Below are 18,449 nucleotides of genomic sequence, written 5' to 3'. Positions count from 1 at the left end.
GGCCACATTCGTCGTAGGCAAATGGGCCATCTATTCTTAAGCCGCCACGGTTCAGCCTAGATTACATGGGAAGCGACAATAACGGAAAGAAAAGGTTCGCAAAATGAGTAGGGTGGCTGGATCAAACGAAGATTTGGCTGCACCAACGACCTTTGGGCCACTTCTGCAGCCCACCTTTCGCTCGATCTGGCTCGCCACGCAGGTTTCAAGCCTCGGCTGGTTGATGCAGACTGTCGCCATCAGCTGGCTGATGGCAACGATCTCGACTTCCGATCTGATGGTTGCGTTGGTTCAGGCTTCATCGAACCTGCCCGCCTTCGTCTTGTCTGTCTTCGCCGGGGCTCTCGCTGACAATTTCAGCCGGCGCCGGGTCATGTTCGCCGGTCGGTGCCTTATGGTGACTGCCTCCGCGATGCTGACCGCATCGCTGGCGCTGGGCTTTGTCAGTCCGTGGATGATCCTCGGCTTCAGCTTCTTGATCGCAAGCGGCGGTGCTCTCAATGATCCGGCCTGGCAAGCGTCGGTTGGCGATATTGTGGATCGACGAGATGTTCCCGCTGCCGTCACCCTGCTTTCTGTTGGATTCAATACCGTCCGGACTGTGGGCCCGGCGCTCGGCGGCATTGTAGTTGCCTCGTTTGGCCTTATGGCGGCATTCGCGGTGACCACGCTCACCTATTTCGTACCCTTGGCCACTATTTGGCGCTGCAAGTGGAAGGTTCGTTCTTCCCCTCTTCCACGCGAGTCGATGAGGACGGCGATCTATGACGGGCTGCGCTTCACGGCGATGTCATCGGAAATCAAGGCCGCGATCGCGCGCGGAACCCTCTTTGGCCTGGCGAGCATCGCCATACTCGCGCTGCTGCCGGTGGTTGTCCGCGACCAGCTGGGAGGAGGCCCGCTTGCCTATGGCGCGCTCATGGCTGGCTTCGGGACCGGTGCCGTTTTCGCCGGCCTCTCCAACAGCCTGTTCAGACGGAGCTTGTCGCAAGAAAGGCTGATGAGGCTCTCCTGCGTCGCCTGTGCGGCGTGTTCTCTCTCCCTGGCACTGACATCTTCGATTGCCGTTGCGGCAATTGCACTCGCCTTGGGCGGCGCGGGCTGGGTGACCGCCTGGTCCGGGGTTGGTGTGAGCGTGCAGCTGGCGAGCCCGCGCTGGGTCGTGGGGCGCACCATCTCGATCTACTATGCTTTGATAGACGGCGGCATCGCGCTCGGCAGCTGGGTGTGGGGCACGGTGGCCGAAAACCATTCGTTGACCTGGGCGCTGGAGGGCTCCGCTGGAGCCCTGTTGATCGTCGCTGCAGCCGGCGTTCTCTTTCCTCTTCGAGAGCACCGCGACTCCGAGCCCGATCCCTTGGAGGAATTCGATGCCCCAGCTGTCTCTCTCAACTTGAAGCCGAGGAGCGGCCCGATCGTGGTCAAGATCGAATATCTGATAGCCGAGAGAAATCTCGAGGCCTTCCTCGACCTCATGCGGCAGCGGCGCCATGTACACAGCCGCGTCGGTGCTCGGAACTGGACGCTCCAGCGGAACCTGCAGAAGCCTATGCATTGGACAGAAACGTTCCGCACGCCGACCTGGACGGACTACCTTCGCCTCAATCATCGTCTGACGGAAGGGGACAAGGAACTGGACGAGCGTGTCTTTCAGCTGCACGCGGCCGAGACCCCACCTCAAATGACCCTTTCCATCGAGCGGCCGACAAGCTCGGCCCGCAAGCCCGAGCACTCAGCTTTTCGCCATCCCCGTCATTGAAGCCCGGCCGGCACAGAAAACGCGATTCTTGTCTATCGCGCTCAAACCGGTGCGGGAGACGGACAATCCACCAAAATTCGATGATGGGTGGCAGAGAAGAACCCCAGGCTGAGAGTGCGACCGATCGGTCCCGACGGTGAAGCGGAGCCTGGGGCTACAGCGGCACGCGACTATTGCCGCGTGTCACCTTTTGAATTTAAAGTCTTCCTCAGTCCGCCTCGCTGATCCGGGCCAACGCTATCTTGAGGTTGGCATTTTGTCCCGCCAGCTCGCTGAGACGATCACGTTCGGCGGCGACCACATCCGGACTGGCGTTGGCAACGATGCACCCGCGCGGAGCGTGCTGTTGCTGGAAGCAGGAAGGCATGATCGGCCAAAGCCGGGAGAGGTGCTGCCGGCAGTAGCGAATGGGCTGCTGCGTCAGCTTGGTGTCTGGACGCCGTTCGCCGAGGCCGGCTTCGTTGAAAATCGTGCGCTTGTTTCGGTGTGGGCCAATGAAGTTCCCAGCGAGCGGCACGGCATGTTTTCCGCTCAAGGTGCCGGCTGGCAGCTCGACCGGACGCGATTCGACCGGCTGATGGTGCAGGCGGCCAAGGCGGCAGGTGTGGACACGCGGTTTGGCTCGGCCGTGGGTTCGGCAGTGCGCGACGATCAAGGCTGGCTGCTCAAGCTGGCCGATGAAGCTATCGTTGCCCGCGCCGTGGTTTGGGCGACCGGTCCAGTTGGAGGCTGGCCCGATGTTTCGGCGCCAAGCTCACCATGCACGGACATCTTGCCGCCTACACACGCTTTTTCGACCGCGCACCGGGCGATTGCAGCATGGTCGTCGAGGCGCGTCCCGAAGGCTGGTGGTACAGCGCCGACTTGCGCGTGCCTCACCGATCCGGATCTGGGCAGCGAACTGCGCAAAGCCGGACATTGGTACCGCGCTTTAGCCGCAACGCAGTCCGTCGCGCCGCTCGTGCCGCCCAACGCAATCGAGACCGCCAGCATGATCAAGGCGGCGGGAACCGCAACGATCGATCCCGCCGCCGGTGACCGCTGGGTCGCGGCGGGCGACTGCCTGTTCTGTGCCGATCCACTGTCATCACGCGGGATCGTGCATGCACTCCGCTCAGGGATCCTGGCGGCCTACGCGGCATCGGACATGCTGGACGGGCGTGGCGATTCGCCTGCGCCCGCTATGCAAAATCGCCACACGCGGCTTTGCCGATTAGCTCCCGGCGCTGGCTGCCCACTATGCAGCCGCCGCGCAACGGGACACGCCTTTCTCGCAGCGGCGGCGCAGCCATGTCTTCCACGCGTCTAGCATCGAAGGAGGGAGGTCAGAGGTGGTCGCGGGACGGGGTGCTCGGCATTTATGAAGCGACCGAGCGCCAGCGAGTGGTCGTCGGCGGGCTCGATGGCGGCATCAGGTCAGGGAACTCGGCCTCCATGATCATCTCCGATTTAATTCAAATTTATCTGTATATATTGACGATTGCACTACCTTCACCTCGTAGACGGCAATGCGGGCGGGTAGAGAGGGTTCTATGATATGACAAGCGATTTTTCCGCCGCCCGAGTGCATTTAGATCGAGCGTATGACTACCTTTGTGGGGATGACCCGATGAGTCAAAGGGGCCGCGAAGCCTTGGACCTGCTAATTGAGGCGGTTGCCGTCGAAGAGTTCAAGCAGCCACGCCAAAGCGCTGAGGTGCTAAGGTTTCCGATCGGGCGCCGCTGCTGAGGTAGTCTCCACGGCCGCCATGTAGCCTCGCGGGTGAGGCGCTCACGGCAGGGACTCGCCGCCCCGTGAGGGCCGGGAACGAACGCATTGGCAAACGGAAAGCCCACTTGCCAGACCAGCGCCCGGCCGGCGTGGCAAGTAGGCCGGCGGTTCCAAGCGGAGACATTGATGCCGGACTATGTTGTGCTTTGCATCGCATTAAGCTGCTGCGGGATATACGTAACGCCATCCCTAAACACATCGAATGCGGCAGCGACAGCGCGAATCCCAAAGCGATGCTCCCGCCGTACGCGGACAAAGCCGTTTTCGAAGTCCACTATCCCGTCCTTGGCCAGCATGGCCAAGCGCTCAGCCGAATCGCGAAGACGGATCGGATCAGATCCGTGGGCGACACAGATTGCCGGCACGTCAGCCTCGAAATCGCACATTAATCGCTCGATAATTGCGGCTCGCACGCGGTCGTCGTCTGTGAGGCGATGGCCCTTCGATGTCGCCAGTCGGCCAGCTGCGATGTGCCGGATGTAGGAATCCCGTGTAACTTCGTTTTGAACGTATCCTTGGCCGATGCGGCCGATAGCCGACGCGCCGAAACCGATCAGGGTTCTGCAGGTATCGGCCGAGTAGCCCAACGAGTTACGTCGCAGGCGACCTGTTTCCTGTGCCAGCGCGAGCTCGTCGTCCGGCAAGGCGAAATGGTCGAGCCCGATCTGTCGGTAGCCGGCGGCAATCAGCGTCACGGTGACAGCCGCATACTGTTCAGCGCGGGCAGCGCTGTCGGGAAGAAATTCCGCCTCGATGAGGCGCTGATTCTTTATTTGGGATGGGATGTGCGAGTAGCCGAACAAGGCAAGCCGGTCGGGGCGCATGGCGACCGCCGCCCTCACTGTTTCGACGCACGACTCCACCGTTTGACGCGGCAGGCCGTAGATGAGGTCGAAGTTGATGCGGCTTACTCCATGCCGGCGCAGCATTTCCACGGCAGCCGACGTCTGGGCCTCGCTCTGGATCCGGTTGATCGCTTTTTGAACAATGGGATCGAAGCTCTGTACGCCCAGGCTCGCGCGGTTCACGCCGGCCGCTCCCAAGCCTTCCGCCATCTCGGGCGTGAGCGTGCGTGGATCGATCTCGATGGCGACCGTAGCTGTTTTCGAGATGGCGAAGCGGCATCGCAGGAACTCCATCAGAGCGAGGAACTCGGCTGGTCCGATGAGAGACGGCGTTCCGCCGCCGAAATGTATGTCGCTCACGGGCAACGTCTTCGGCACTCGCACCGAAACCAGACGGATCTCGTCACGCAGCGCCGCCAGATAGTTGAGGATGGGCGCATCACGGCGGGTGATGGTGGTTGGGAAGCCGCAATACCAGCAGGCTGATCGGCAGAACGGAACGTGCAGATAGAGTGACACCGGATCATCAGCCGGCAGGTTCCTGAGCCATTCCTCATAAGCCTCGGCGCCGACCGCCCCAGAGAACTCCGACACAGCCGGATAGATAGTGTACCAAGGCAGCCGGGCCTCTCGAAATTTCGTGGTCTGCAACGGTCACCGTCCCATGCTGATAACATCCAACCTTACCGCTGCGCTCGCCTGCGTCTTTGCGCTATGTCAGTCCGTTCCGCTTTGGGCTCGAAATTTTTTAGCAATGGGCGCCGTTCAGTCTTGGCTGGACAGCGATGGTCTGAGCGCACTCGGTCAGCGTGGTGTTCCCGCCGCAACCCTCACGCGCACCGTTTTGTTCCACCGTACCTTCCCTTCATCTGCGCGTGGGAGATTCTTCTGAGCGCAGATGCCGCATCCGACGAGACAATACGGTGTTGGGACCAGACTTTGCTCGCCAGCTAGCGCCGCCCCATAGTGATCTCTGCCATCTCGATGAGCTCGTTGTGTGAATTGCTGGCAAGAAGCATTAGCTGTGGCGCGCCGCTTTCAGGACGAGAACCTGCTCGACGCGACCGTCAGGTCCGCCGCACTGCCAAGGCTAGCGCCTACTGATTCAGTGGTGCAAGGCTGCGGCGCGTGGTTATCGACCATCAGCTCGCCAAAGTGACGGCGTCGTACCGGGCGGTGGCCGCCGCATGATGCCTCAACGGCGGGGCTCACAGCAAACAATGCCGTCGCCATTAAGCCAAACTGTCGCGAAGCGAACAGACGAGCCGTAGCCGAAAGATTTGCCGTTCCTGCTTGGGTGGATCCGCAAGGCAAAAAGAACGGAAGCGGGAACCAAGGTCCGCCCGCACATTTGAGCTTCAAGCCGCAGCTGGGTCGTCAGGATGGTACGTTATTTGCAGTAGTACCCTTTGTAAGGCCCACCGCGGAGGTGAAAAGGGGTGATTGTATAAAAATGTTGTATGACCGTCCGGGAGTGATAACTGCTTAATATATGTGACAACAAGTCTCAGTCACATTCTAAATTGTCCTGAGTATTAGCACGACAGGTGCAGCAACACTCCTAGAATTCAGCTTGATGCGCTATCAATCGTTTGCTTAGCAAAAATCATTTATCGGTCTCGATTCCTTTTACTGTTTAGACGGAGATCAACAATGACCATTGGGAGCCTCCTCCTCGGCTCAACTGCGGCACTGATCGCCGCTTCCGACGCTCGCGCCGTGATCATCGTCCCCGAGCCTGATCCCACTGAGTACCTCAAGATCTGCGACGTCTACGGCTCCAGCTACGTCTATATTTCAGGCACCGAGACCTGCCTGCGCATCGGCGGCTATCTTAGCTACTACGTGGGCTTGGGCGATGTCGGATTGTTTTACCACGCAAGAACCTCAGATGTGAGGACTGGTGAGGATCAGGGTACATGGCAAAACAACACGCGCTTCACACTGAAAGCTTGGACCGGCCAGGAGACCGAACTCGGCACGTTGAAGACCTACACCGAAACCCGCGTGAATTTCGGTAACCGCCACACTTCGGTTTCGGACAGTTCTCGGTCCTATGCCTTCAACGGAGACAGCATCTTGACTTTCGCCTGGATTCAGCTTGGTGGCCTCCGAGTTGGTAAGGACTGGTCGGCCTTCGACATGTTTATTGGCGGCGCGGGTGACGTACTCAACCAGACGCCGGTTCCGTACGGCGCTTTGGATACCAATGTGGTCCAGTACTACTTCGACGCCGGGAACGGCTTTTCGGCCGTGGTTTCGCTCGAAGAAGGCTCAGGCGTGGTCGGCACAATCGACAACTACGCTCCGCACATAGTCGGCGGCTTGAAATACACACATGGCTGGGGAGCGATCACCGGCGTTGCTGGTTATGATAGCAACTACGAATCGGTGGCCGCCAAGGTCCGTGTCGACATCAATGTCACCAACGAACTGTTGCTGTTCGGAATGTTCGGCTACGGTTCCAATGGCAAGCTCAACGACGACCCCATGAACGCGATCGACGCTCATGGTCGCGGCTTCTATAAGATTTGGGGCGGGAACTGGGCTTTCTGGGCTGGCGCCGCTTACGAGCTCAACGAGACAACTTCGTTGAACCTTCAGCTCTCGGGTGATCAGCTCAAGAACTATGGTGTCGCTGGGAACGTCGCCTACGCGCTTCTTCCAGATTTCACAGTTACGGCTGAACTCGACTATGACCGCTACGGAGGCTCCGCCGTCGGAAAGGTGAAAGCTTCCGAAGTGAACTGGACCAATGCCAACAAGAAGAGCAGTGTCGGCGGTATCCTGCGTTTCGAACGCTCATTCTAATGCGATGAAGCGTTGAGCTCCGAGGTCCAGTTGATGCGCGGACATTTCCCCTACATTCCGTTGATTGTGGATCCACGGCTCGGACGGCCGTCGTACGCGGCGACCGTCATGGAGCTCAGGTTTGACGCCGTGCTCCTGAACACGGCGGTCCCGAGGGCGGCCGATCCGGTCGGCATGGCGCGTGCGTTCGGCAAAGCGGTCGATGCCGGTCGTGAAGCTTTCAGCTCGGGAATGCTCGAACCGCGCTACCCACCGACGATCGGCAGGGCCGTCTTCTCATGAAGTCGTGGACGTGCCGGCGGGATTGACCGGCTGGTGCCGCTCGGCGTGAGTCTGGTGCAGCTCCGGATAAAGGATATGGACGAGAAAGGACTGACGGAAATCCGCTGCGCGAACGACGCCTGCGCGGTCCATGGTTGCCAAGTGAGCGTCAACGACTATTGGCGCACGGCAATCGAGGAAGGCTGCGACTCGTCCATCTTGGTCAAAAGGATTTGGCTGCCGCCGATGCTGACGATGAAATACGCCGGATTGAAGCTCGGCCTTTCGATCCACGATCACACCGAACTGCGCCAGTGGCCGAGCCGGAGTATGTGGCGCTCGGCCCAGTCTATCCAACTAGCCTCAAGAAGATGAATGGGCGTCGCAAGGGCTCGAGCGGATCAGCGAGTGGAAGCACCAGGTCGCGCCGATCCCATTGGTCTCCATCGGCGGCCTCAACCTGACCGGCTCGAAGGCGTTTTTCGAGGCTGGCGCGGAAAGCGCAGCCGTGGTCACCGACTTTGCGCTGAACGACGCCCCAGAAGCGCGCACGCGAGAATGGATCGAAAGACAGAGCAATGGCGCTGGGGCGAGAACCGCATCTGCTCGTCGTTGCCGGGTCAGATTCCCGCGGTGGGGCTGGAATTGCCCGCGAGATCGAGACGATCGCTTGCCTTGGCGTGCGCACCTGCCTTGCTGTCAGCGCGCTGACGGTGCAAACCCATGAAGACGCCTTGGAAATCCAAGTTACGCAACCCGGTCTGGTGGCGGATCAGATGCGCGCTACGCTTCAGCCTAACAGAGTGGCCGCCACCAACATCGGCATGCTCGCAACGGCTGAGATCGATCGTCGCTGCGGTTGCCGCTGTGCTGCGCGAATATCCGCGCATACCGACAATCCAGATCCAGTGCTGCTTCCACGTCAGGCCGAGCGCTTCTTGAAGCAAGCGCTATTCCGCATAATAAATTAGCATCTGATGCCGCTTTGCCGTGTCGACACCCAATGTCATTGAACTGGCGCTTCTTGCCGGCTCAGAGCTAGCGGCCAATGAGGTCGGCGCGCTTCAACAAGGACCACAAGCCACGCCGTCTGCTGGACTCCTCCAAATTCGAGACACGGATGGTTCCTATCCAGACAATTGATTTTATCAATCTGCGACAATACCGCATAGCGGCGCCGGCGGAATGATCACCGGTAGCAAGACGAGCTGTTTTCACTGGCCTGCAGGACGCGCACCGTGACCGAGGTAGAAGCCAGCCCGTCTGCGGCCATGTTCGGATCGGCCGCATCGGTGCGCCGAATGAGATTGCCGGCGGAACGTTCTATTCGTGCAGCCGTGACGGCAGTCATCTCACCGAAGCCATCCTGCCGATGGATGGCCGGCAGTCGGTGCAGCATGGGGTGACACTGTTCACGGAATGAAGCCGCTCGCGCTTCGGACGGTTGAAATGGAGGACATTAGCGTGGAACCGATCAGTCTCGACGAACTTCTGGCCAGCGTCGGCAAGGAAGTCGGCGTGTCGCCGTGGCGGGTGGTCTCGCAGCGGATGATCGACCAGTTCGCCGAGTCCACCGATGACCACCAGTTCATCCACTGCGATCCGGAGCGCGCCAAGCGCGAGACGCCGTTCGGCGGCACCATCGCACATGGCTTCCTGTCGCTTTCGCTTTTGTCGGCGATGACTTTCGAGACCATGCGGCCGCTCGAAAACTGCAAGATGGGTGTCAACTATGGCTTCGAATCGCTGCGCTTCCTGGCGCCGGTGAAAACCGGATCGCGCATCCGCACCCGTTTCGTACTGGCCGACGTCAAGGTCAGGCCGTCGGGCTGGGTGCAGACGGCGCTGGGCGTGACGATTGAGATCGAGGGCTCGAAAAAGCCGGCGCTGACCGCGCGCTGGTTGACGCTGACGCTGATCAAACCCCAGCCGGAGGCGGCCTGAATTGCTCAACGAGCGTCAGCGGAGACGATCTTCACGTGCCGGGGCGATGTAGGCGACCAGTGCGCACCGATCGGCAACGCGGCCACGGGGGTCGGCTAGATAGAGTGGCAGGAATGCCTAATCGGGGCTCCGTCTCGGAAGGGGCGTCGATGTATCGGAAGCGCTTCGGCTTTCGGCGCTGCATTCCTTCTTCATGAAGGTCCATGGAGAATTCCCGACCACGGCGTCGAAAGATCGGCTTGTGATCGGAGTGGGCAGATCCTCCCCGACTGAATCTGCCAATAGGGTGTTATCGAGTCAACCGGGTCGAACTTGAGGTCGCGGATGTCGCTGATCGGCTGCTCGTCGAGCTCGAGAGCTGCCAGCTAAAGGCAGAACACGGCGATGCCAAGAGCTCCGCAGTTGATGTGGACGCCCAGAGCTGGGAGTACAGACCGACGAGTTCCCGGCGGGCGAACTTGCCATTGGTAACGCGCCAGACCAGTCCCGAGAAAGCCTCGATGAGAAGGCCCCCGAGCCGCACGCGGGATCGACTACAGTGGCGTTTGGCGAGAGGCGTTCGAAGACGAGAGCGAGTGTAAGATGGACGAGCTCGACGCGCGTATCGCGCAGTCCCTGCGATCGCGCCTTGTCCGCGCCGCTCGTGCGTGCGAGCTGTTGGTAGATCGAGCTGACTAGATGAACCGGGATGGCATTAAAGCGGAACTCGAGACGTTCGGACTTTGTGCCGTTGAAATCCTCAAATTGAATCGGCCGGACTGTTGGAGCTATCATCACCCGCTTGGCTTCCAGAGCTACGGAGCGGGTTGATGATCTGAACGTCCTCGAAGTCCTTTTCATTGTCGGTCACTACGACACACTCGTTGGCTTCGGCTACAGCGGCAATGATTGTGTCTAGGGCGCTCCGCGAACGGCCTCTGGCTTTGCCGTTGGCCATCAGCCGCGCCCACACGAGGCCAGCTTTCTCGTCGAACGATAGCACGCGGCCAGCGAACAGCGCTTGCGGGCCTTCGGAGCCCTCGAACCAAGTTTCGAGGCTGCTGCGCTTTTTCCCCTTCGGCTTCTCTAGGATGCCTCTGCGAATTTCGGCGACAGTAAGCGAAGCAATGAAGAGGTCTTCGTCCTTCTGCGCGCCCATCCAGGCCAGCAACGAGCCCGAAGGCTCCGGCTTTATGACGTTGCTGATGATATTGGTATCAAGAAGGTAGCGCGTCACAGGTCGATCTTGCGCCCCTCTTCGCGCGGCCGGCTGAGGTCGAGATTGGAGCCAACCAGAGGCGAGCGACGCAACGAGGCGAGAATGCTGCCCGCTTTCGGTGGCTCACCCGCCACGGCTTGCTGTATGGTCCGACGAAGCTGTCGGGCATCCGGCCCGCTCTCCGTTAATTTTCGGGCAAGAGTTCGCAGTAGATCGCGGTCTGCGTCGAACGCCTGGATCTCGAACCGCGCGATGCCGCGCTCAGCCAGGCGAGAGCGATAATTCTCGATGGCTCTCTTCTGTGCAGTGTTGCCCATCGCGTGCCTCCGGTTCTCTATCCGGATATATAGCCTTGGCTTCTTCGGAGCACAAGGTGCCCCGTCATCGGCCAGCACTGGCTCCTGCGCGAGGCGCGTTATTGATCAAAAACAATTTCCATCTTGTCGAAGCACTGTGATTGGCATCATTGTCGCGAAACGGAGTATTTCGCGTCAGGACAGGAACGCGATCATAGCGCGACCGAAACGTGCAACAGCCGAATAGCTTCGTGTGGTCGCAGGCGCGGCCGCGAAGGGCTGTGCCTGCGTCGCCGAAGCCCGATCGACGCTTCGTCAATCTGGTCCGGCTGCTGGCGCCACAGGCCGCACGGGATTTCGTTCAAGCCGAAACGGATAGCCAAACGCGAGACCGCGTCCGGAGTAAGGGGCCGCCTCATGAAGGTCGCGCTTGGCGCTCGCTACTCAACTGACAATCACCGAGACGCCTCGATCGAGGATCAGTTGCGGCTCTGCTGCTTGCGTGCTGAAAAAGCAAGGCTGGACAGTCGTCCACAGCAATACCCACCGCGCGATCTGCGGCGCGTCGCTGTTGCGTCCCGGCCTTCAGGAGCTGATCAGCGATGCGATGCAGGGCAAATTCCTGATCGTGCTCGCAGAGGCGATGGATCGCCTGACCATGACCGCTGCAAACCGGGAGCAGGCCCGGCTGGGCAAACGTTGCAACAGATCCTTCAAGGAAATTCATAGACTCTTAGCAACTCCGGCTCGCTGTGAATGGTAGGCTTATTGCAACGTCTGAGGTCAGTGGTTCCAAACCGTGGCCCCGCTTGTCTTCGACTCGCCGACCTGCCTCCAATTTCGGCTAAAGGCAAGAAGAGCGCACATTTGTTTGTTCGACACAGGATATCGACGGTCGTCACGGCCACCGAGATTTGCCCGCTCGTTGGACATCCTTCGAAATCTGCAACTTCTGTGGAGAACGCGAAATGAGAAATTCGGCAGGACTTGGTCCTGAGCCATGATGACACTGGTTAGTCGCCTACGCATGGCAGCGCATCCTGACCGCCTTCGAATCCTGGGCCTTTGTGCGCATGCGGACCTAACTGTCTGCGAGCTAGCGGAGATTCTGGGCGTGTGTCGAGAGCGGGTTGCGCGACACGTCCGGCTGCTCGCCAGAGCCGACTTTCTCTGCTGCAACGAACAGCCTCCGTGGCGCTCGTACCATCTCAACGCAGAATCCAACGACGGCGGGCTGGTTCAATTATTGGTCGATCTCCTGCCCCATCGCGACGGCTATCATAAACAGGACCTGCAACGGCTCGAAGCGGTACGAGACACGCGGCCGAAGGGGACCGCGTGCTTGATCGTGAAATAGGTCAATCCAATTGGAGCGCGAAGCTACCATGGACAACTCCGCAGACGGTGCGATCGCACAGCCCGACACCCACGGGCGGTCTTCCTTGGCCGCGGTTGATTGCCGCGTTCACGAGCTGCTTCTGAGACAGGAGCGGCAGGAGCGGACGACCCTCAAGCTCATCGCCTCAGAGAACTTTGCGTCCTCGGCCGTGCTGGAAGCGAACGGCTCGATTTTCACGAACAAGTACGCCGAGGGGTACCCCGGTGCGCGCTACTACGCTGGAAACGAGATCGTTGATGAGCTTGAGAATCTAGCCATTGAGCGCCTGAAATCACTATTTGGCAGCGAGCATGCCAACGTCCAGCCTTATTCCGGCTCGCCGGCCAACCAGGCTGTCTATCGTGCGCTTTTGAGTCCCGGTGACAAAGTCATGGGCTTGCCCCTTCCGGAAGGGGGCCATCTGACTCATGGTTGGGCCATCAACTTTTCCGGTACTGACTATCAACGCGTGCCCTATGGGTTGGATGAAACGACACAGCAGATTGACTATGACCGCTTGCGCGAGACAGCCAAGCGGGAACGGCCGCGGCTCATTTGGGTCGGCGGAACTGCTTACCCGCGTGTCTTTGACTACGCGGCAATGGCAGAAATTGCCCTGGAAGCGAACTCCTATCTCGTAGCCGACATTGCGCACATCAGCGGCCTGATTGCCGCGGGAGCGCACCCGAATCCCGTGGGCCATTGCGACGTGGTCAGCAGCACGTCCCACAAGTCGATCCGCGGTCCCCGCGGTGGCTTCATTTTGTCAAGGAACGAAGATCGCTATCAGGCCCTGTATCATACAAAGAGCAAATACAATCTCGCCAGACGAATAGACCGGGCGGTCTTCCCTCACCTGCAAGGCGGGCCTCACATGAATGCCATCGCTGCGCTAGCGGTTGCCTTGCACGAAGCCGCGAACCCGTCCTTCCGAAGCTACGGCCAACAGACGGTCAAGAACGCCAAGGCTCTGGCACATGCACTGCTTGAGCGAGGTCATGACCTGGTGACCGGGGGGACGGACAATCACATGCTGATCCTTGATCTTCGCAATCGGCCACTATCGGGCAAGGCCTATGCCGAGCGACTAGCAAAGGCAGGAATCATCACAAACTTTAATATGGTGCCTGGCGACCCGCGGGATCCGGCGGTCACAAGCGGAATTCGCCTGGGGGCACCAGCAGTGACGTCAATGGGCATGCGCGATGTGGAAATGCAGCAAATTGCTGGCTTCATTGACTCCGTCCTCCAGCGGCCAGACGACGAAGATCTCCATGCCTGCGTGCGAAGAGACGTTGCCGACTTGTGCGCTGCGTTCGAGGTCCCGGGCATCTCCGACAAGTAAGGTGGGCCAAGCAAAATGCCCATACCACATCCAACACCCGAAGCGAGGTATTCATGGCTAGGCAGTTCGTGTTCTCTTCCGAATCGGTTGGCGCGGGGCACCCGGATAAGTTGGCCGACAACATCTCGGATGCCATCCTCGACGCCATCCTCCGCACAGATCCCAAGGCGCGCGTCGCCTGTGAAGCGTTGGTAAAATCAGGGATAGTCGTTCTGGCTGGCGAGATTACCAGCGATGCCCAGGTGGATTACAGCCAAGTTGCGCGCGATACGATTCTCGACATTGGGTACGACGACGAGGCCGTCGGCTTCGACGGCCGGCGTTGCTCCGTCGTCCATGCCCTCACCGAGCAGTCGCCCGACATCAGCCAAGGCGTTGACGAGGGAAGAGGGCAAGACCTCCAGCAGGGAGCGGGAGATCAGGGCCTCATGTTCGGCTACGCATGCCGCGAAACCGATACCCTGATGCCTTTGCCGATCCAGCTCGCTCATCGCTTGACGAAACGGCAGGCGTATGTCCGGAAGGCACAGCTTGGCTGGTTGCGTCCTGACATGAAATCCCAAGTCTCAGTGCGCTATGAGGGGTTGCGCCCGGTCGCCCTGGATACCATCGTCGTGTCGACGCAACATGACGAGCAGGTCTCGCAAGAGACTGTCCGCGAGGGCGTCATTGAGGAAATCATAAAGCCTGTCCTGCCGACCCACCTGGAGACGGAAGGCATCAGAATTCTGGTCAACCCGACGGGGCGGTTCGTAGTCGGCGGGCCGCGCGGCGACTGCGGTCTCACGGGACGCAAGATCATCGTCGATTCCTATGGCGGGATGGGTCGTCATGGCGGCGGCGCCTTCTCGGGCAAGGACCCGTCCAAGGTTGACCGCTCAGCTGCCTATGCGGCCCGCTATGTCGCAAAGAACATCGTCGCCAGCGGACTTGCGGACGTGTGCGAGGTGCAGCTTGCTTACGCAATCGGCGTGGCCAGTCCGGTTTCCGTCATGGTCAACACGTTCGGGACAGCCAGGGTTGAGGAAAGCAGGATCGAGCGCCTCATTCTTGAGTTGTTCGATCTCAGACCGAAAGGCATTATCAAGATGCTTGATCTCTTGCGCCCTATATACCGCAATACAGCCACCTATGGCCATTTCGGCCGTGAAGAGCCTGATTTCACCTGGGAGAAGACAGACAGGGCGGACGAATTGCGTCGCGAGGCAGGACTAGCCGCCCCGTGAAGCCGCCGGCGAGCGAATTGGCAAGCGGAAAGCCCAAGCGGAGACATTGATGCCGGATTATGACGTGCTTTGCATCGGCAATGCCATTGTCGACATCATCGCCCAGTGCGACGACGCTTTTCTGGTGACCAACGGCATCATCAAGGGTGCCATGAACCTCATCGATACCAAGCGCGCCGAGCTGCTCTACAGCCACATGGGGCCGGCGATCGAGGCCTCCGGTGGCAGCGCCGGCAACACGGCGGCCGGCGTCGCCAGCTTCGGCGGCCGCGCCGCCTTCTCCGGCAAGGTGTCCAACGATGCGCTGGGCGAAATCTATGCGCACGACATCCATGCGCAGGGCGTTGCCTTCGACACCAGGCCGCTCGAGGGCGAGCCGCCGACGGCGCGCTCGATGATCTTCGTCACCCCGGACGGCGAGCGCTCGATGAACACCTATCTCGGCGCCTGCGTCGAGCTTGGGCCGGAGGATGTCGAGGCCGACAAGGCGTCTGGCGCCAAGGTCACCTATTTCGAGGGCTATCTGTGGGACCCGCCGCGCGCCAAGGAGGCGATCCGGCAGACGGCGAAGCTCGCGCACGAGGCCGGGCGCGAAGTCTCGATGACACTGTCGGATTCGTTTTGCGTTGACCGCTACCGCGACGAGTTCCTCGATCTGATGCGCTCGGGCACGGTCGACATCGTCTTTGCCAACAGCGACGAGATCAAGTCGCTCTACCAGACCTCGTCCTTCGACGAAGCGGTGGCGCAGATCCGCAAGGACTGCAAGATCGCCGCCGTCACACGCTCGGAAAAAGGCTCGGTGATCGTGCGCGGCGACGAGACCGTGGTCATCGAGGCGACCGCCATCAAGGAGCTGGTCGACACGACGGGCGCCGGCGATCTCTACGCCGCCGGTTTCCTGCATGGCTACACGCAGGGCCGCAACCTCAAGACCTGCGGCGACCTTGGCTCGCTGGCGGCCGGCCTGGTGATCCAGCAGATCGGCCCAAGGCCAAGGCAGAATTTGCGCCGCGAGGCGGAACGGGCTGGGTTGCTGTAGATGCGCGGGCAACTAACCAGCTGCCCAACCGACGCGATCATCGCAGTGGCGGAACTGTGTCAAAGCTCGCTGATAACGACAGCCATTCGCTTCGGAGAACTGACCGATGCTGCTGCCGTGAAGCTCGCTGGAAGGGGGTGCAAGGCGGGCATGCCTTGACGGCATTCACCGTCATCGAGATCGCCACCGGCATTTTCCAGAAGCTCAGCTTGGGGAAGGCCAGTAAGGTTCCTGAGGTAACGGAGAACTCGCGGCGTCCGTCGGAGCACTTGACTTGCGATCACGTCCCACGATGCCGAATGCGGGCAGACTGGTTCGCCATTGGTATGGGACCAGCGGAATTGGCAGCAGGGCTTCATCTTCGTCAATCTCGACGAGGCGCCGGATGTGGAGCCCGGCATTCGCGGATGTCAGGAAGTGCTCGCCTGGCTGGTATTCACATCGCGGTCTGGCTTCCACGATTTTGGGATCGTCGAGGGCAACGAGGAAGGGATTCAAAAACCGGCCCTGACGGGCGGAAAGGGACTATCCCGCCCTCTCCGATCTCCGTGTCAAAACTCTTCGGCAGACGCAGGATCGCATCACGGGGCCCGGCAGCCTTGGCTGCAGCGACATAGTTTCAGTTCATTTCAACAGGTGCTGGCATCTACTGGGTGTATCTCTTATCCGAACAATCCAACAATTACCGCAAGCACGGTCCGCTCGATCGCGTCGCCAGCTATTTTCGCGATAAGCCGGTTCTTGAGGGCGCCGAAGCCGAAACGCGACGATCGGTCGCCATTTGCTCTGACGCTCGTCAGATTCTCGTCAGCAGGGGGTGTGCCAATCTGGGAATGCCAGTTGCTCCATAATGGGGAATATTCAACGGAGGCATGAAATGGACGCATTGAACAACGCCAACTCGCCGCGCCGGAACCTCACATGGCAAACTGGGGCTGTTCACGAACTAATCGCTTTTGAACAACCCCTGAGAGACTTGCCACAGGAGCGAGAACAACAAGCCGAAGTTGGCCCGTCCCGTCCTGTTGTCTCAGCCGCAGACCAGCGCTTCAACACGGCGGCCCAGCAGCCACATAGGAGTCTTATCGCAATTTCCAACCGCGGTGCGACTGTCAATTCTGATCAGCCCAAGACAGGCGGGCTTTCGGCGGCCCTGGAGTGCGTCGTGGAGCGTTCCGGCGCGGTCTGGGTAGGTTTTTCCGAGCATCTGGGCGACGGGGATAAGCAACAGGTGCCCCTCGTGCAGCGTGGAAAAGGTCAAATCGGGTGGCTCGATGGGCCGGCAGCGGACTATTCTCGGTACTATCAAGGTTTTGCAAATTCAATATTGTGGCCGGCGCTCCACTCGCTGCCGGACCGGATCTCAGGCTCGGAAGAGGATTATAAAAGTTATCGCGACGTCAATGCCTTCATGGCGCGCGCGGTGTCCGAATTGGGAGATAACGCAGTCTACTGGGTTCATGACTACCATTTCCTGCCGCTCGGCGCTGATTTGCACAGACTCGGCATTGACCGGCCGATCGGCCATTTCCTGCATACGCCATGGCCCGAGTCTGACATGATGGAGCGCGTGCCCAATTCTGGCGAGCTAATGAAATGTATGCTCGAGTATGATCTGCTCGGTTTCCAGACCGACCGTGATGTGAGCAATTTCCTCGCCTGTGTCCAATCTCATTTGGGGCTGGAGAGCAAGAACGGGGTCGTTTTCTCGGACCATGGCCAGACGCAATGCCAAAATTTTCCTATAGGTATCGATCCGAAGCAATTCGAACAGTGTGCCGCAGATTCGCTTGAGGCGCAGAAAGCCTACATTTCGCAGTTGAAACTTGGCGGAGCAAAGCTAGTTATCGGCGTCGATCGGCTCGACTACACCAAGGGCATCGACAATCGGATTAAAGCTTTCGATCTGCTGGCAGTCGAGCCGCAACGTGTCTCGCTCTTGCAAATCGCAACTCCCTCACGTGGCGACATCCAAGCGTACAGCGAATATCGGCGCGACGTCGAAAGACTCGTCAATCAAGTCAACAACCGGCATGGCACGGACGAGTGGATGCCGATTATCTATGAGAACAGGTCGTTCACCCAAGCTGAGATAGCGGGTCTTTACAGAGCCGCGCGTGTTTGCGTTGTGACGCCGTTGCGCGATGGCATGAATCTTGTGGCGAAAGAATACATTGCTGCACAAGATCCGAGCGACCCTGGCGTTCTGGTGTTATCGAAGTTTGCCGGCGCGGCCGAAGACTTCGGCGAGGACGCCCTGCTGGTAAATCCGAGGCTCTCCGACGAGATAGCTACCGCGATCTCAAGAGCGGCCAGCATGCCGCGCGAAGAACGCATCCAACGCTGGCGGAGGATGATGGACAAACTTGAAGCGTATACGATCCACCATTGGTCAGCGGACTTCGTTCGGCAACTGGACAGCAGCCGGGTTACGGTCCCTGCGGATCACTTCCACTATGTTGGCTTGGGCTGGATCAGCGAAGCCCAAATGCCTTCGTATCGGACCGAGCCAGAATTGCACACCGCGCTGACGCGTGCACTGGATAAAAACTGGGTCCTGCCGATCGTATGAT

The 18,449-nt window shown here is 59.8% G+C and carries 17 protein-coding genes and 1 pseudogene; 14 read left to right on the top strand and 4 right to left on the bottom strand.

What is annotated here, in order from left to right; translation table 11 throughout:
• Nucleotides 1–103: 103 nt before the first annotated feature.
• The 3 genes from NKI20_RS23730 to NKI20_RS23720 all read left to right on the top strand — a co-directional run bounded on the left by NKI20_RS23730 (nt 104) and on the right by NKI20_RS23720 (nt 3,488).
• Nucleotides 104–1,759 carry an MFS transporter gene (locus NKI20_RS23730; protein WP_352834873.1) on the top strand — a complete coding sequence of 552 codons (1,656 nt, stop codon included), beginning with the start codon at nt 104–106 and terminating at the stop codon, nt 1,757–1,759.
• A 256-nt stretch (nt 1,760–2,015) separates the two neighbouring features.
• Nucleotides 2,016–3,068, top strand: coding sequence for an NAD(P)/FAD-dependent oxidoreductase (locus tag NKI20_RS23725; protein ID WP_352538823.1), 1,053 nt, complete (start codon nt 2,016–2,018; stop codon nt 3,066–3,068).
• Between the two features lie 228 nt (nt 3,069–3,296).
• A complete protein-coding gene (locus tag NKI20_RS23720; protein ID WP_023727257.1) occupies nt 3,297–3,488 on the top strand; it encodes a hypothetical protein in 192 nt (63 codons plus the stop codon).
• Between the two features lie 176 nt (nt 3,489–3,664).
• Here NKI20_RS23720 and hemN read toward each other — a convergent pair whose 3' ends face one another.
• Nucleotides 3,665–5,026 carry an oxygen-independent coproporphyrinogen III oxidase gene (gene hemN, locus NKI20_RS23715; RefSeq protein WP_352834870.1) on the bottom strand — a complete coding sequence of 454 codons (1,362 nt, stop codon included), beginning with the start codon at nt 5,024–5,026 and terminating at the stop codon, nt 3,665–3,667.
• Between the two features lie 1,002 nt (nt 5,027–6,028).
• Between hemN and NKI20_RS23710 the strand changes: the two genes are divergently transcribed.
• The 4 genes and pseudogenes from NKI20_RS23710 to NKI20_RS23695 all read left to right on the top strand — a co-directional run bounded on the left by NKI20_RS23710 (nt 6,029) and on the right by NKI20_RS23695 (nt 8,418).
• Complete coding sequence (locus NKI20_RS23710; RefSeq protein WP_352538825.1) at nt 6,029–7,186, top strand: porin; 1,158 nt, start codon at nt 6,029–6,031, stop codon at nt 7,184–7,186.
• 18 nt (nt 7,187–7,204) lie between these two features.
• A pseudogene (locus tag NKI20_RS23705) lies at nt 7,205–7,468 on the top strand (thiazole synthase); the annotation flags it as partial.
• 75 nt (nt 7,469–7,543) lie between these two features.
• On the top strand, nt 7,544–7,822 hold the full coding sequence (locus NKI20_RS23700) for a beta/alpha barrel domain-containing protein (protein WP_352607525.1): 279 nt from the start codon (nt 7,544–7,546) through the stop codon (nt 7,820–7,822).
• A gap of 203 nt (nt 7,823–8,025) precedes the next feature.
• Nucleotides 8,026–8,418, top strand: coding sequence for a bifunctional hydroxymethylpyrimidine kinase/phosphomethylpyrimidine kinase (locus NKI20_RS23695; RefSeq protein WP_352834866.1), 393 nt, complete (start codon nt 8,026–8,028; stop codon nt 8,416–8,418).
• Between the two features lie 218 nt (nt 8,419–8,636).
• Here the strand turns inward: NKI20_RS23695 and NKI20_RS23690 are convergent, their stop codons facing one another.
• Nucleotides 8,637–8,798, bottom strand: coding sequence for a hypothetical protein (locus NKI20_RS23690; RefSeq protein ID WP_352834863.1), 162 nt, complete (start codon nt 8,796–8,798; stop codon nt 8,637–8,639).
• A 98-nt stretch (nt 8,799–8,896) separates the two neighbouring features.
• Between NKI20_RS23690 and NKI20_RS23685 the strand changes: the two genes are divergently transcribed.
• Complete coding sequence (locus NKI20_RS23685; protein ID WP_352558848.1) at nt 8,897–9,391, top strand: MaoC family dehydratase; 495 nt, start codon at nt 8,897–8,899, stop codon at nt 9,389–9,391.
• 739 nt (nt 9,392–10,130) lie between these two features.
• Here NKI20_RS23685 and NKI20_RS23680 read toward each other — a convergent pair.
• Both NKI20_RS23680 and NKI20_RS23675 read right to left on the bottom strand, forming a co-directional pair.
• Complete coding sequence (locus NKI20_RS23680) at nt 10,131–10,607, bottom strand: type II toxin-antitoxin system VapC family toxin (protein WP_352538830.1); 477 nt, start codon at nt 10,605–10,607, stop codon at nt 10,131–10,133.
• On the bottom strand, nt 10,604–10,906 hold the full coding sequence (locus NKI20_RS23675; RefSeq protein ID WP_352538831.1) for a hypothetical protein: 303 nt from the start codon (nt 10,904–10,906) through the stop codon (nt 10,604–10,606). The genes NKI20_RS23680 and NKI20_RS23675 overlap by 4 nt, the downstream gene beginning before the upstream one ends.
• 409 nt (nt 10,907–11,315) lie before the next feature.
• Here NKI20_RS23675 and NKI20_RS23670 point away from each other — a divergent pair, with 409 nt between their 5' ends.
• The 6 genes from NKI20_RS23670 (at nt 11,316) to NKI20_RS23645 (ending at nt 18,448) form a co-directional block, all read left to right on the top strand.
• A complete protein-coding gene (locus NKI20_RS23670; protein ID WP_352538832.1) occupies nt 11,316–11,648 on the top strand; it encodes a recombinase family protein in 333 nt (110 codons plus the stop codon).
• 237 nt (nt 11,649–11,885) lie between these two features.
• On the top strand, nt 11,886–12,242 hold the full coding sequence (locus tag NKI20_RS23665) for an ArsR/SmtB family transcription factor (protein ID WP_352834858.1): 357 nt from the start codon (nt 11,886–11,888) through the stop codon (nt 12,240–12,242).
• A 28-nt stretch (nt 12,243–12,270) separates the two neighbouring features.
• The gene (glyA, locus tag NKI20_RS23660) at nt 12,271–13,608 is read left to right on the top strand and encodes a serine hydroxymethyltransferase (protein ID WP_352538833.1); all 1,338 of its coding nucleotides are present in this window, start codon (nt 12,271–12,273) and stop codon (nt 13,606–13,608) included.
• Nucleotides 13,609–13,661: 53 nt separating this feature from the next.
• On the top strand, nt 13,662–14,834 hold the full coding sequence (metK, locus tag NKI20_RS23655) for a methionine adenosyltransferase (RefSeq protein WP_023812683.1): 1,173 nt from the start codon (nt 13,662–13,664) through the stop codon (nt 14,832–14,834).
• 49 nt (nt 14,835–14,883) lie between these two features.
• Nucleotides 14,884–15,876 carry an adenosine kinase gene (locus tag NKI20_RS23650; RefSeq protein ID WP_352558854.1) on the top strand — a complete coding sequence of 331 codons (993 nt, stop codon included), beginning with the start codon at nt 14,884–14,886 and terminating at the stop codon, nt 15,874–15,876.
• A gap of 877 nt (nt 15,877–16,753) precedes the next feature.
• Nucleotides 16,754–18,448 carry an alpha,alpha-trehalose-phosphate synthase (UDP-forming) gene (locus NKI20_RS23645; protein ID WP_352538836.1) on the top strand — a complete coding sequence of 565 codons (1,695 nt, stop codon included), beginning with the start codon at nt 16,754–16,756 and terminating at the stop codon, nt 18,446–18,448.
• Nucleotide 18,449 lies beyond the last annotated feature (1 nt).

The organism is Mesorhizobium sp. M0830 (assembly GCF_040319965.1).
In the GTDB taxonomy this organism is placed as follows: domain Bacteria; phylum Pseudomonadota; class Alphaproteobacteria; order Rhizobiales; family Rhizobiaceae; genus Mesorhizobium.
The sequence above is the reverse complement of the archived record's forward strand: the minus strand, read 5'-3'. Positions and strand labels throughout refer to the sequence as shown.